This is a genomic window from Rhodoferax sp. (assembly GCF_034519335.1).
In the GTDB taxonomy this organism is placed as follows: domain Bacteria; phylum Pseudomonadota; class Gammaproteobacteria; order Burkholderiales; family Burkholderiaceae_C; genus Allorhodoferax.
On the sequence record NZ_JAXHOL010000006.1, the window covers coordinates 18,267 to 31,289 of the forward strand.

Annotated in this window: 12 protein-coding genes and 3 pseudogenes; 12 read left to right on the forward strand and 3 right to left on the reverse strand. The window is 62.8% G+C overall.

The features are described 5' to 3' along the window. Nucleotides 1-46: 46 nt before the first annotated feature. The 5 genes from U5O12_RS04720 (at nt 47) to U5O12_RS04740 (ending at nt 5,132) form a co-directional block, all read left to right on the forward strand. Nucleotides 47-649: a nucleotidyltransferase domain-containing protein gene (locus U5O12_RS04720; protein WP_322577528.1), complete on the forward strand. Its 603-nt coding sequence runs from the start codon at nt 47-49 to the stop codon at nt 647-649. Continuing rightward, nucleotides 603-1,061, forward strand: a complete 459-nt coding sequence (locus U5O12_RS04725; protein WP_322577529.1) for a DNA-binding protein — start codon at nt 603-605, stop codon at nt 1,059-1,061. The genes U5O12_RS04720 and U5O12_RS04725 overlap by 47 nt, the downstream gene beginning before the upstream one ends. Nucleotides 1,062-1,184: 123 nt before the next feature. Further along, entirely contained in the window at nt 1,185-3,554 is a 2,370-nt protein-coding gene (locus tag U5O12_RS04730; protein WP_322577530.1) for an N-6 DNA methylase, read from the forward strand. 74 nt (nt 3,555-3,628) lie between these two features. Next, nucleotides 3,629-4,030 carry a group II truncated hemoglobin gene (locus tag U5O12_RS04735; RefSeq protein WP_322577531.1) on the forward strand — a complete coding sequence of 134 codons (402 nt, stop codon included), beginning with the start codon at nt 3,629-3,631 and terminating at the stop codon, nt 4,028-4,030. Nucleotides 4,031-4,052: 22 nt separating this feature from the next. Beyond that, the gene (locus U5O12_RS04740; protein WP_322577532.1) at nt 4,053-5,132 is read left to right on the forward strand and encodes an XdhC family protein; all 1,080 of its coding nucleotides are present in this window, start codon (nt 4,053-4,055) and stop codon (nt 5,130-5,132) included. Between the two features lie 35 nt (nt 5,133-5,167). Here the strand turns inward: U5O12_RS04740 and U5O12_RS04745 are convergent. After that, nucleotides 5,168-5,890: pseudogene (locus tag U5O12_RS04745) on the reverse strand (IclR family transcriptional regulator); the annotation flags it as partial. 104 nt (nt 5,891-5,994) lie between these two features. On the opposite strand from U5O12_RS04745, the gene U5O12_RS04750 reads away from it, so the two are divergent. From U5O12_RS04750 to U5O12_RS04775, 6 genes and pseudogenes are all read left to right on the forward strand, one after another. Continuing rightward, nucleotides 5,995-6,765, forward strand: coding sequence for an SDR family NAD(P)-dependent oxidoreductase (locus U5O12_RS04750; protein WP_322577533.1), 771 nt, complete (start codon nt 5,995-5,997; stop codon nt 6,763-6,765). 83 nt (nt 6,766-6,848) lie between these two features. Then, nucleotides 6,849-7,352, forward strand: a complete 504-nt coding sequence (locus U5O12_RS04755) for an NAD(P)-binding protein (RefSeq protein WP_322577534.1) — start codon at nt 6,849-6,851, stop codon at nt 7,350-7,352. Further along, nucleotides 7,297-8,178, forward strand: coding sequence for a hypothetical protein (locus U5O12_RS04760; RefSeq protein ID WP_322577535.1), 882 nt, complete (start codon nt 7,297-7,299; stop codon nt 8,176-8,178). The genes U5O12_RS04755 and U5O12_RS04760 overlap by 56 nt, the downstream gene beginning before the upstream one ends. 46 nt (nt 8,179-8,224) lie before the next feature. Further along, nucleotides 8,225-9,145: a bile acid:sodium symporter family protein gene (locus U5O12_RS04765; RefSeq protein WP_322577536.1), complete on the forward strand. Its 921-nt coding sequence runs from the start codon at nt 8,225-8,227 to the stop codon at nt 9,143-9,145. Next, nucleotides 9,142-10,155 (forward strand): SDR family oxidoreductase, encoded by a 1,014-nt coding sequence (locus tag U5O12_RS04770; protein WP_322577537.1) that lies wholly within the window; start codon nt 9,142-9,144, stop codon nt 10,153-10,155. The genes U5O12_RS04765 and U5O12_RS04770 overlap by 4 nt, the downstream gene beginning before the upstream one ends. Further along, a pseudogene (locus U5O12_RS04775) lies at nt 10,152-11,078 on the forward strand (EamA family transporter). The gene U5O12_RS04770 and the pseudogene U5O12_RS04775 overlap by 4 nt, the downstream one beginning before the upstream one ends. 6 nt (nt 11,079-11,084) lie before the next feature. Here the strand turns inward: U5O12_RS04775 and U5O12_RS04780 are convergent. Together U5O12_RS04780 and radC are read right to left on the reverse strand one after the other, a co-directional pair. After that, entirely contained in the window at nt 11,085-11,729 is a 645-nt protein-coding gene (locus tag U5O12_RS04780; protein ID WP_322577538.1) for a Smr/MutS family protein, read from the reverse strand. Beyond that, nucleotides 11,726-12,445 (reverse strand): annotated as a pseudogene (gene radC / locus U5O12_RS04785) (RadC family protein). The gene U5O12_RS04780 and the pseudogene radC overlap by 4 nt, the downstream one beginning before the upstream one ends. 97 nt (nt 12,446-12,542) lie before the next feature. On the opposite strand from radC, the gene U5O12_RS04790 reads away from it, so the two are divergent. After that, on the forward strand, nt 12,543-13,010 hold the full coding sequence (locus tag U5O12_RS04790; protein WP_322577539.1) for an FKBP-type peptidyl-prolyl cis-trans isomerase: 468 nt from the start codon (nt 12,543-12,545) through the stop codon (nt 13,008-13,010). Nucleotides 13,011-13,023: the final 13 nt, after the last annotated feature.

Here is a 13,023-nt window from a genome sequence, read left to right on the forward strand (position 1 = left end):
GATATCGAAGCTTTATTAGCTACAATCGAAGCAAATTAAGCTACATATGCTCGCTGACCTCCTGTTTGGCAACTACCGCAAAAAAGTCCTGGGGCTGCTCTTGCTCCACCCGGACACGGACTACCACGTCCGCGAGCTGGCCCGTCAAACAGGCACCGCGCCCGGTACCCTGCACAAAGAGCTGGCACGCCTCGCCACAGCGGGGCTGCTGCTGCGCAAAGAGCAGGGCAATCAAGTTCGCTACCAGGCCAACCAAAAGTGCCCGGTGTTTGCAGAACTGGCTGGCATGTTGCGCAAGACCACGGGCGCGGCGGAGCTGCTAGCCAACGCTTTGGCGCCGTTGCACCCACCCTTGTCATTCATTTTCGGCTCGGTAGCCAGTGGCACCGAAACCGCCGCCAGCGATATAGACCTGCTGGTGATTGGCGACTTCGGCTTTGCCGATCTGGTGCGCGCCATTCACCCGGTGCAAGCCGAGCTGGGCCGCGAAATCAATCCCGTGGTCTACAGCGTGGCAGAGCTGCAGCGCCGCGTGCAGGCGCAAGACTCTTTTGTCATGGACTTGCTGCGCAAGCCCAAAATTTATCTAACCGGAACCGACGATGACCTTAGCCAACTTACTGGCCATTCAGCGCCTGCTGGCGTTTAGCGCAACGCCCGACGGCGTGCAACGCTTGCTGGCTGCGGCGGTGCGCAACCTGGCAGACGCCCAGCTGGCGCAGCTGAGCGCTGAAAACCGTTTTGACGCGGCCTACAAATGCATCATGCAATGCGCCATGCTGGGTCTGTGGGCACGTGGCTACCGCACCTCTACCAGCCAGCCCGGCCACCACCAGACGGCTTTGCAGGCACTGCCCCTCACCATGGGGCTGCCGAACGACATCATCATCGTGCTGGATGCGCTGCGCAAACAGCGCAACCTCAACGACTACGAAGGCGACCCGATCGGCGACGCCGTCGTGAGCGAATGCCTGGCCCAGGCGCAAAGCCTGCTGGCCCACACCCGCCAATTCCTGCAAACCCAGTTCCCCGATCTGCTGGCAACCCCCAAGAAAAACTAAATCCCCATGCTAGACGCAGACACCAAACGCCGCATCGACGCCTGCCGCGACATCCTGGTCGGCAAAGTGCCCGACCCCAAAAGCCAGGTCGAGCAAATCACCATCGCGCTGATCTACAAGTTCATGGACGACATGGACGCCGAAGCCGAAGAGCTGGGCGGCAAGCGCACCTTCTTTGCGGGCAGCTATGCCCGCTACGGCTGGGCCAAGCTCATGGCGCCCAGCTTGGGCGGCTTTGAGGTGCTGGCCCTGTACAGCGAGGCCATCGCCACCATGGGCCAAAACCCCGGCGTGCCCGAGCTGTTTCGCGACATTTTCAAAAACGCGTATTTGCCCTACCGAGACCCGGAGACGCTGAAGAGCTTTTTGAAGGAAATCAACCACTTCAGCTACGACCACTCCGAGCGCCTGGGCGATGCGTTTGAGTATTTGCTCAGCGTGTTGGGCAGCCAGGGCGACGCAGGCCAGTTCCGCACGCCGCGCCACATCATCGACTTTATGGTCGAGGTGATGGACCCGCAAAAGCACGAAAGCGTGCTAGACCCGGCCTGCGGCACCGCCGGTTTTTTAATCAGCGCCTGGAAGCACATACTCAAAAACAATAGCAGCCCACGCAATACGGACGAGGGAAAGAGCTCTAAAACGCTTAAACCCGTTCGCCCTGAGCTTGTCGAAGGCCTCCCCGGCAACCTGCTCACCCCCGACGAACGCGCCCGCCTGGCCGCCAACATTCGCGGCTACGACATATCGCCCGACATGGTGCGCCTGAGCCTGGTCAACCTGTACCTGCACGGCTTCAGCGACCCGCATGTGGTGGAGTACGACACCCTCACGCAAGACGACAAGTGGAACGAAGTGGCCGATGTCATTTTGGCCAACCCGCCGTTCATGAGCCCCAAAGGCGGCATCAAACCCCACAAGCGCTTTAGCGTGCAAGCCACCCGCAGCGAGGTGTTGTTTGTGGACTACATGGCCGAGCATTTGAGTGCGACTGGCCGCGCGGCCATCGTCGTGCCCGAGGGCATCATCTTCCAAAGCGGCACGGCGTACAAAGCGCTGCGCAAGATGCTGGTGGACACCAGCCTGGTCGCCGTAGTCAGCCTGCCCGCAGGTGTGTTCAACCCCTACAGCGGCGTCAAGACCAGCATCCTGATTCTGGACAAGCGCGTGCACAAGCAGACCGACAGCGTGCTGTTTGTGAAGGTGCAAAACGATGGCTTCAACCTGGGCGCCCAACGCCGCGCGGTGGTGAATAGCGACTTGCCGGAGGCGACACGGTTACTGCGTGGGTGGATGACTGTGCAGGACAAGTTTGAGGGCGACGGGGTGATGGCGCAGGCGGTGGCGCGTGGGCGGATTGGGGAGAGCGGGGACTTTAATTTGAGTGGAGAGCGGTATGTGGCTACCCCAGCTTCCATCAGCAACTTTGATCAGATCGCGATTGGTGACGTTGTTACGACGGTCACTGCGCCCGTGAAAATCCAGAGGGTCGAATATGCTGATACTGGACGTTACCCAATCATCGATCAATCTCAGGATTCGATAGCTGGCTGGACTGATGACGAATCAGCGATTGTTCGAATTCCAAAGCAGTTGGTAATCTTTGGTGACCATACCTGTGCTGTGAAGCTGATAGACCAGCCTTTTGCACAAGGTGCAGATGGCATCAAAATTTTGCAGACGGAAGATTCTCTGCTTCCGAAGTTTCTATACTTTTTTTTGAAATGCAACCCGCTTGAGGCAGATGGATACAAGCGCCACTTTGGGGACTTGAAGCGAAAGGTGATTCCCCTCCCACCCCTCGAAGTCCAACACCAAATCGTGACCGAAATCGAGGGCTACCAAAAAATCATCGACGGCGCCCGGCAAGTGCTCGACAACTACAAACCGCATATTGTGGTTAGTCCGGATTGGCCGGTGGTTGATCTCAAGGACGTGTCCGAAGTAACTTCAAGTAAGCGAATTCTCGCTGAGGAGTACGTTTCTACGGGTGCCCCGTTCTATCGCACAAAGGAGATCGTAGAACTGAGTAAAGGTAAAGACATTAGTCTTGAGTTATTCATAGCGCCGGATCGATTTCAATCAATTAAAGCTCGTTTCGGAGCGCCGGCCAAAGGCGAGCTGTTAATTTCTGCTGTGGGGACTATTGGAGTTTCCTGGGTTGTGGAGGACGACCGCGAGTTTTATTTCAAAGATGGAAATCTTTTGTGGGTAAAGAATCTCGCTAATCTCGATCCTTATTTCCTTAAGTACTGTCTCGACTCTACGTTCTCCGCAGGCATAGATCACATTGTGTTTGGAGCGGCGTATAAGGCGCTCACAATCGAGAAGCTAAAGGAATTCAAAATTCCCCTTCCTGACATAGAAACCCAACGCACCATAGTCGCCGAGATCGAAGCCGAGCAGGCGCTGGTCGCCGCTAACCGCGAACTCATTCGCCGCATGGAAGCCAAGGTCAAGGCCGCCATCGACCGGGTGTGGGGCCAAGCATGATGCAAACCACTCACTTTTTCATAGCTGCTCGCGCATATTCCACGGGCGCTAGAAGCACTTTTCGCTTGTAAGTTATGCAAATCCAAGAACCCAACGCCCAAACCCCGTTTGAATGGATAGGCGGCGAGCCCGCGGTTCGCAGCCTGGTGGACCGCTTTTACGACCTGATGGACCTGGAACCCGGCTACGCGGCGCTGCGGGCCGCGCACGGCAGCAGCCTGGACAAGGCGCGCGACCACCTGTTCTGGTTTCTGTGCGGCTGGCTGGGCGGGCCCGATTATTTTGTGGAGCGCTTTGGCCACCCGCGGCTGCGGGCGCGGCACATGCCCTTCAAAATCGGTATTCTGGAGCGCGACCAGTGGCTGGCCTGCATGGACCAGGCGATGGGGGACACCGGCGTGCCTGTCGAACTGCGCGAGCGGCTGAAAACCTCCTTCTTCCAAACTGCGGATTGGATGCGCAACGTGGGCGTCTAGCCCTGTTGCCGCCCACCAACCCATGGAAAACCTCGATGTCATGGTCTTGCGGGCCCTGTGCAGTTGGCGCCAGGCCGGGCGGCGTGCGTTGCTGGCCACGGTGGTGCGCACCTGGGGCTCGTCGCCGCGGCCCGTGGGGTCCATCATGGCGCTGTGTGAAGACGGGGCGGTGGTCGGCTCGGTGTCGGGCGGATGTATTGAGGACGATTTGATTTTTCGTTTCACGCGGGCCTACGCGTCAGACGGTGCGGCCACCAATGCCGATGCGCAGCAGATTCCCAGTGGCCCGCCGCAGCGCGTGAAGTACGGCATCACCGCCGACGAGGCGCACCGCTTTGGCCTGCCCTGTGGCGGCACGCTGGAGCTGCTGCTGGAGTTCGATCCCGATGCTGCGAGCCTGGCCGACCTTGTGGGCCGCCTGGAGCAAGGCCAGTTGGTGCGCCGCACCGTGCAGCTGAAGGACGGGGCGGCAGATCTGCAGCCCGCCGGCCCGCCCACCGCACTCCGTGTCTCGGACACCGAGTTGGTCAATACCTTCGGCCCCGAGTACCGCCTGCTCATCATCGGCGCTGGGCCGCTCAGTGAATATGTGGCCACCATGGCGCAGTTCAGCGGTTTTGCGGTGACGGTGTGTGACCCGCGCGAGGAGTACCGCGGCGCCTGGGCTGTGCCCGGTGTGACGGTGAGCAGCGGCATGCCAGACGAGGTGGTGACCGCCTTCAAGCCCGACAGCCGCAGCTGCGTGATTGCGCTGACCCACGACCCCAAGCTGGACGACCTGGCGCTGCTGGAGGCCCTGCAGTCCGAGGCCTTCTACATCGGCGCCATTGGTTCGCGCCGCAACCACGCCGCACGCCACCAGCGCATGCAGGAGCACCTGGGCCAGACGCCGCAAACGCTGGCACGTCTGCGCGGGCCCATTGGTATCTACATTGGCAGCAAGACGCCGCCCGAGATTGCGGTGAGCGTGATGGCGGAAATACTGGCGGTGAAAAACGGCGTGACCTTGCCGCGCGACATGGCGGTGTCGCACGCCAAAGACGAACTGGCCATCGCCCACAACGACCCCGGCGCCCTGGTCTGTGGCGTGCCGCAGCCCTGACGGATCAAGCCAAGCGTGCGGCCCAGGGCTGTGGCGGCCTCTAGAAGCTGGGGCACATGCTGCAAGGCTTGTTGCAGGGGCATGCGGGCCGCCGGTGCCTGCAGGGCCACGGCGGTGCGCACCGCGCGGCTGCCAGCTTGCAGCACCGGCACGGCCACACACACCAGCCCGTCCACAAACTCCTCGGCATCCACGGCATACCCCTGGCGCACGATCTGCGCGAGTTCGTCCTCCAGCGCTTGGCGCTGGGTGAGTGTGGTGGCGGTGTAGCGGGGCAGGGGCAGGCTTTCCAGCAGTGCTGCGCGGGCCTGCTCCGGCATGTGGGCCAGAAACAGCTTGCCGCTGGCCGAGCAATGGATCGGCACCCGCGTGCCGGCTTTGAGTTCCATGCGCAGCGGAAAGGCCGACTCCACCCGGTCCAGGTACATCACGTCGGTGCCGCTCAGGGCCGTGAGGTTGCAGCTTTCGCCCACCACACTGACCAGCTGGCGCAGCACCGCATGGCGCACGCCGCGCCGCGTGTCGGCGCTCAGCACGTTTTCGGCCAGGCGCACCAAGCGGGCCGCCGGTGCGTACAGCCGACCGCCGGGTTCACGGGTGATCAGGCCGCCGGCTTCCAGCTGGGCCAACATGCGGTGCACGCTGGGTTTGGGCCAGCCGCTGCTGCGCACGGCATCGGCCAGGCTGAAGGGCTGGCCCGTGGCACAGACCAGGTCCAGCAGTTCAAACATGCGCAGCGCGGGGGAGGGCTTGTCCATGGGTTTGGAGTTTTGTTCCGGAATCCGAGACAAATAACTATAAATATCCGAGATGAAAAAGTGCGCTGATTATGCTCGTGACATTCTTGTCACACCAGCCGCGCATGCCACTTCCCTTTCAAAACACCGTTCTCACGGGCGCCTGCGGCGGCCTGGGCCAAGCGCTGGCGCGCCAGCTGTTGGCCCAGGGCTCGGTGGTTGCGCTGGTGGGGCTGAACCGTCCTGCTCTGGAGGCGCTGGCCGCCACCGCCCCCTACCGCTGCGCCATCTACACCCCCGATGTGGCCGACCCGGCCGCCATGCAGGCCTGCGCGCAGGACTGGGTGGGCAGTTTTGGCGTGCCGGACTTGCTGATTGCCAATGCGGGTGTGGCCGGCGGTTTTGACACCGCCCAGGCCGATGACCTGGCCGTGATGCGCCGCATGCTGGAGATCAATGTGCTGGGCGTGGCCACCACCTTCCAGCCCTTTCTGGATGCCATGCGCGCCCAGGGCCGCGGCAGCCTGGTGGGCGTGGCCAGCCTGGCGGGTTGGCGCGGCATGCCGGGCAACGGCGCCTACTGCGCCAGCAAGGGCGCGCTGATCCGTTATCTGGAGAGTCTGCGTGCCGAGCTGCGCGGCAGCGGCTTGCGCGTGCACACCGTGAGCCCCGGCTACCTGCGCACGCCGCTCACGGCGGGCAACCAGTTTGTGATGCCCGGCCTGATGGAGGCCGACGATGCGGCGCGCGTAACTGCTGGACGCTGTGGCCAGTGGGCGCGAGCACATTGTGCTGCCGCGCCACATGGGCTGGTTGTCGCGCGCGCTGGGCCTGTTGCCCACGGCCTGGCACGACCGCATTTTGCTGGGCCAGCCGCGCAAGCCGCGCGTGGGTGAGGCCGGGGCCACGGCCATTCCGGGCTTGCCGCCGCGCTCCTGACCTGATTTCGACACACTACAAAAACCCGAGAGAGACACCCATGACAGAGACTCCCCAGCGTGCCGCAACACGCGATTGCATTGCCCTGATTGGCGCCGGCCCCAGCGGCCTGGCCGCCGCTCGCAACCTGCAAAAGCAGGGCCTGCCCTTCCAGGGTTTTGAGGCCCACACCGATGTGGGCGGCCTGTGGAACATCGACAACCCGCGCAGCACGGTCTACGAGTCGGCCCACTTGATCTCCAGCAAGACCACCACCGAGTTCAGCGAATTCCCGATGCGCCCCGAGGTGGCGGACTATCCCAGCCACAAGGAGATGCGCCAGTACTTCTTTGACTTTGCTGACCACTTTGGCCTGCGCGCGCACTTCCACTTTGGCGCCAAGGTGTTGTCGGTCAAGCCCTTGGGCGATAGCGTGGCGCCGCTGTGGTGTGTGGAATGGCAGGGCGCGGATGGCGTGGTGCAGAGTGCCGAATTCAAGGGCGTGGTGATTGCCAACGGCACGCTGGCCGAGCCCAACATGCCGCAGCTTCGAAGGCCACTTTGACGGCGAGCTGCTGCACACCGCGGCCTACAAGAGTGCGGAGATGTTCCGCGGCAAACGTGTGCTGGTGGTGGGCGCGGGCAACTCTGGCTGTGACATTGCGGTGGACGCAGTGCATGCCGCGCAGAGTGTGGACATCTCGGTGCGCCGCGGCTACTACTTTGTGCCCAAGTACGTGTTTGGCAAGCCGGCCGATACCTTGGGTGGCAAGGTCAAACTGCCGGCCTGGCTCAAGCAAAAGGTGGACAGCACGGTGCTGGGCTGGTTCACCGGCGACCCCAGCCGCTATGGGTTTCCCAAGCCCGACTACAAGATGTACGAATCGCACCCGGTGGTGAACTCGCTGGTGCTGCACCACCTGGGCCATGGCGACCTGCATGTGAAGGGCGATATTGCGCGCCTGGACGGGCACACCGTGCACTTCAAGGACGGCAGTGCCAAGGACTACGACCTGATTCTGTGCGCCACCGGCTACCGCCTGCACTACCCCTTCATGGATGTGAAGCTGTTGAACTGGCAGGGCATGTCGCCCCAGCTCTACCTCAACATTTTTTCGCCCCAGTTCGACAACCTGGCTGTGATGGGCATGATCGAAGCCAGTGGTATTGGCTGGCAGGGCCGGTACGAACAGGGCGAGCTGGTGGCGCGCTACTTCAAGGCGCGTGATGCCGGAAGCGCAGCCGCCGCGGCGCTGTGCCGCGCCAAGGTTGGCCCGCCACCCGACCTGAGCGGCGGCTACCGCTACCTCAAGCTCGAACGCATGGCCTACTACGTGCACAAGGACACTTACCGCGCCGCGGTGCGTGCCGCCAGCGCAGCGCTGGCCTGAGTTTTTCAGCACACTGGTTTTTCAAGAATACAAAAGGGAGACCCCCATGTTGCCTGTGGACGAAATACGCCTGAACTTCAACCCCGCTTCGCTGGTGGTGCTCAACATCGTGCTGGGTTTTCTGATGTTCGGCATTGCGCTGGACACACGCGTGGCCGACTTCAAACGCGTGATGCGCATGCCGGTGGCCATGGCGGTGGGCATTGCGGCACAGTTTGTGGTGTTGCCCGCCGTCACCTATGCGCTCACCCTGGTGCTGAACCCCGGCCCCAGCATTGCGCTGGGCATGATTCTGGTGGCTTGCTGCCCGCCCGGCAATGTGAGCAACATCCTCACGCACCGGGCGCAGGGCAATGTGGCGCTGTCGGTGTCCATGACCGCCATTTCCAACGCGCTGGCCATTGTGCTGATGCCCTTGAACTTTGCCTTCTGGGCCGGCATGCACCCCACGGCATCCACGCTGTTTCGCAGTATTGCGCTGGACCCGCTGGAGATGGCGGGCCATATCGTGGTGATCATCGGCGTGCCCTTTGTACTGGGTATTGCCTGTGCCGAAAAGCTGCCGCGTTTTACCGAGAAGGTGCGCAAGCCTGCGCGCATCCTGAGTTTCTTGTGCCTCATCGGTTTCATCGTCGGCGCCGTGGCCGGCAACTGGCGCTACTTTCTGGACTACGTGGGCCTGGTGCTGCTGGCGGTGGCCATCCATGATGCGCTGGCTTTTGGCACTGGCTATCTATGCGCCCGCGCCACCGGCCTGTCGGACTATGACCGTCGCGCCGTGTCGATCGAGGTGGGCATCCGCAATGCGGGCCTGGGCCTGGTGCTGATCTTCAGCTTCTTTGGTGGCCTGGGTGGCATGGCTGTGGTGGCCGGTGTGTGGGGCTTCTGGGACATCATCGCCGGCCTGGCGCTGGCCAGTTGGTGGGGTCGCAAGCCCCCGGTCAAACCGGCTGGGAGCGAGGCATGAATGTGTCGGCACATGGCGCCGCGCGTCGCGTTTTCATTACCGGGGCCGATGGCTTTTTGGGTCGCAGCCTGGTGTCGGCCATGTTGCAGCGCGGGCAGTTTGAAGCCATTGTGGCCGCCGATGTGCGCACCGTACCGCCAGAGCGCCGCCTGCCGGGCGTCACCTACCTGGAGCAAGATGTGCGCGACCCCACGGTGGGCAAGCTGTTGGCGGCGCACGCCATCGACACCGTGGTGCACTTGGCCTCCATCGTCACGCCGGGCAAACAGTCCAACCGTGAGTTTGAGTATTCGGTGGACGTGCTGGGCACGCGCAATGTGCTGGATGCCTGCGTGGCCCAGGGGGTGCAGCATCTGGTGGTGAGCTCCAGTGGCGCTGCCTATGGTTACCACGCTGACAACCCAGCCTGGCTGGTGGAGAGTGATGCACTGCGCGGCAACGAAGCCTTTGCCTATGCCCACCACAAACGCCTGGTGGAAGAGATGTTGGCGCAGTACCGTGCTAGTGCACCGCAGCTGCTGCAAACCGTGTTCCGGATTGGCACCATCTTGGGCGAAGGCGTGGACAACCAGATCACCGCATTGTTTGAAAAGCCGCGCTTGCTGGCCATACGCGGTAGCGATAGCCCGTTCGTATTCATCTGGGACGCCGATGTGACCGGCGCCGTGCTGCATGCGCTGCAGCGCCGCCACGCAGGTTGTTTCAATCTGGCAGGCGATGGAGCCTTGCCCTTGCAGGCCATTGCCAAACGCTTGGGCAAACCGCTGCTCACCTTGCCGGCCTGGTTGCTCAAGAGCGCTTTGGTCGTGGGCCAAGCGCTGGGCGTGAGCCGTTATGGCCCGGAGCAACTGGACTTTTTGCGCTACCGCCCGGTGCTGCTGAACACCGCGCTCAAAAAAGACTTGGGTTATGTGCCCGGCAAGACCAGCAGCGAGGCACTGGACGCCTTTATTGCCGCCCGGGCCGCCCAAGGCCGCCCTGTGACCGGTCACAGCGGGTCCGCCGCATGAGCGGCGCACAGGTGCTGCGGCCCTGGAGCCGTGGCGACAGCCTGCGCGCGCTGGCCGTGGTGGTGCTGTGGGGGCTGAACTTTGTGGTCATGAAGGTGGGCCTGCAGGGCCTGAGCCCCATGTTGCTGGGCGCACTGCGTTTTGCGGCGGCGTCGCTGCCGTTTTTGTGGTGGGTGGGGCGCCCGCCGCTGCCTTGGCGTTATGTGCTGGCCTATGGGCTGGCGCAGGGGCTGGGGCAGTTCGGCTTTTTGTTTCTGGGGCTGCAGCTGGGCATGACGGCGGGCATGGCCTCGGTGGTGATGCAGATGCAGGCCTTTTTCACCCTGTTGCTGGCCGCGCCTATTCTGGGTGAGCGCGCGCGCAGCTGGCAGTGGGCCGGGCTGGTGCTGGCGCTGTGCGGCCTGCTGGCTATTGCCTCGGCGCATGGCGAAGGGCCGGGCCAAATGACCTTGGTGGGCCTGGTGCTCACGGCCAGTGCGGCCTTTATGTGGGCGGTGTCCAACATCGTGGTGCGGCTGGCGGCCCGCCATGGCAGTTATGAGCCGTTTCCTTTCATCGTCTGGACCAGCGTGGTGCCTATCTTGCCCTTCACCGGCTTGGCGTTGTGGGCAGATGGTTGGGATGTCTGTGGTGTCCCCAGATCGGTGGTCTGGGCTGGGCGCAGGTGGCGTCGGTGTTGTATTTGGCGTGGTTGGCGACCTTGCTGGCCTACACGCTGTGGACCAAGCTGCTGCAGCGCCATCCGGCGGGCAAGGTGACGCCGTATTCGCTATTGGTGCCCGTGGTCGGTCTGGCTGCTGCCGCAGCTGGCGTTTGGAGAAGTGCCCAAGTTGCTGCAGTGGCTGGGAACTGGGGCGGTGTTGCTGGGGCTGCTGGTGAACCAGGCCGGGCAGTGGTGGGCGGCGCGCAAAACGCGCGCGTAGTGCGGTTCAGGCGCGATTCTGCGGCTGCAACAGCACCACCAGTGCGCCTGCGCCGCCTTGGGCGGGTGGCGCTTGTACAAAGGCCACCACCTCGCTCTTTTGCACCAGCCAGCGGTGCACTTTCTCTTTTAGCACCGGAGCCTTGCCAGGCGAGCCCAAGCCTTTGCCATGCACCACACGCACGCAGCGGATGCCTTGCTTGTGCGCCTCGCGGATGAAGGTGCCTAGCGCCTCGCGCGCCTCGTCGCTGCGAAAGCCGTGCAGGTCAATTTGCTTTTGAATCGTCCATTTACCCTTGCGCAGCTTCTGCGTCACATCGGTGCCCACGCCGGGGCGGCGAAAGCTGAGCTGGTCGTCGGTATCAAGCAGCGTGGTGACATCTACCTCGTCACTGAGGGCCTCTTGCAGGGCTGCGGCATCGTCCAGCATTTGTTGCTTGGGTATGGGCTGGGGCGGCGTGGGGGCTAGCGCTGCGCGCTGCGGTGGCACCATGGGTTGCACCTTGCCAATGGCGGCCTGGAACAGGTTGCTGGCGGCGGCTTTGCGTTTGGCCTCTAGTGCTTTTTGCGCGGCCAGCGCCGCTTCGCGCAGCGCCTGGGCCTCAATCTCTTTTTTGACCAGCTTGAGGTCGGAGAGGGCGGTGATCTTCATACCAAGCCCTGTTCAGCCATCGACAGCGCCTGGCCCGGCGCCACGATGATGTGGTCCAGCACGCGCACGTCCACCAGCGCCAGCGCCGCCTTCAGGGTTCGCGTCAGCGCCTCATCGGCACGGCTGGGCTGCACGCTGCCACTGGGGTGGTTGTGCGCCAGCACCACGGCGGCGGCTTGGTGGTGCAGGGCGCGGATTACCACCTCGCGTGGGTAGACCGAGGTTTGGGTCAGCGTGCCACGAAACAGTTCTTCCAGTGCCAGCAGGCGGTTCTGGCTGTCCAAAAACAGGACCGCAAATACCTCGTGTGCGCGTGAAGCCAAGTGCAGCTGCAAATAGTCTTTGACCGCATTGGGTTCGGCAAACACCGTGCGCTCTTGCAGGCGCTGGGCCAGCGCGCGGCGGGCCAGCTCCAGCACTGCCACGATCTCGGCGCGCTTGGCTGGCCCCAGGCCTTTGACGCGCTTCAAATCGTCTGCGGTGGCGTTGAGCAAACCAGATATACCTCCAAACCCACCTTGGCCCCCGTCCGTATTACGTGAGCTGCTATGATTTTTGAGTTGCAAAAGCTCTTCAGCCATTTGCAAAACGCCTTTGCCCGCAATACCGGTGCGCAGCAAAATGGCCAACAGCTCCGCATCGCTGAGGGCCGCCAGGGCCCCGCGCAAGCAACTTCTCGCGTGGTCGGGCTTCGGGGGGAGGTCTTTGAGGGGCATGGCAGTGGGCAGTGCAGGGGTGAATTCAGGGCTAAGCCCTTGGCCGGGGGCAGGGGCTGGTGCTTTCTACAATAGAGGGCAGTTTATCGAGACTTTTATGACCACCACGCACCCCCGCGTCGACGCCGGCTCCTTCCTCACCTTGCACTACCGCCTAGGCGGCCCGGCGGGCGACATCATCAATACCTTCACGGGCAAGCCCTCCACCCTGACGCTGGGGAATGGCGAACTCTCGCCGGCGGTAGAAGAATGCCTCTTGGGGCTGGAAGAGGGCACGCGCGCTACGTTTGAGCTGCCCGCTGGCGCTGCCTTTGGCGAGCGCAACCCTGACATGCAGCAGTGGTTGGCCCGCAAAGAGCTCAATTCCATGGGCGACCCGCTAGAAACCTACAACGTGGGCGATGTGGTGCAGTTCCCCACACCCGATGGACAAGGTCAGTTTGCCGGCGTGGTGATGGCGGTGCGCGAGGCCGGTGGCAAGGACGGCGCCGTGCAATTCGACTTCAACCACCCGCTGGCCGGTCAGCCCGTCACGTTTGAAGTGCAACTGATTGGGGTGTTATGAGCCACACCGTGAA

Excerpts from the sequence above, each read along its gene's own strand:
- U5O12_RS04720 (WP_322577528.1), top strand. The coding sequence starts at position 47 with ATGCTCGCTGACCTCCTGTTTGGCAACTACCGCAAAAAAGTCCTGGGG.
- U5O12_RS04725 (WP_322577529.1), top strand. The coding sequence starts at position 603 with ATGACCTTAGCCAACTTACTGGCCATTCAGCGCCTGCTGGCGTTTAGC.
- U5O12_RS04730 (WP_322577530.1), top strand. The coding sequence starts at position 1,185 with ATGGACGACATGGACGCCGAAGCCGAAGAGCTGGGCGGCAAGCGCACC.
- U5O12_RS04735 (WP_322577531.1), top strand. The coding sequence starts at position 3,629 with ATGCAAATCCAAGAACCCAACGCCCAAACCCCGTTTGAATGGATAGGC.
- U5O12_RS04740 (WP_322577532.1), top strand. The coding sequence starts at position 4,053 with ATGGAAAACCTCGATGTCATGGTCTTGCGGGCCCTGTGCAGTTGGCGC.
- U5O12_RS04750 (WP_322577533.1), top strand. The coding sequence starts at position 5,995 with ATGCCACTTCCCTTTCAAAACACCGTTCTCACGGGCGCCTGCGGCGGC.
- U5O12_RS04755 (WP_322577534.1), top strand. The coding sequence starts at position 6,849 with ATGACAGAGACTCCCCAGCGTGCCGCAACACGCGATTGCATTGCCCTG.
- U5O12_RS04765 (WP_322577536.1), top strand. The coding sequence starts at position 8,225 with ATGTTGCCTGTGGACGAAATACGCCTGAACTTCAACCCCGCTTCGCTG.
- U5O12_RS04770 (WP_322577537.1), top strand. The coding sequence starts at position 9,142 with ATGAATGTGTCGGCACATGGCGCCGCGCGTCGCGTTTTCATTACCGGG.
- U5O12_RS04780 (WP_322577538.1), bottom strand. The coding sequence starts at position 11,729 with ATGAAGATCACCGCCCTCTCCGACCTCAAGCTGGTCAAAAAAGAGATT.
- U5O12_RS04790 (WP_322577539.1), top strand. The coding sequence starts at position 12,543 with ATGACCACCACGCACCCCCGCGTCGACGCCGGCTCCTTCCTCACCTTG.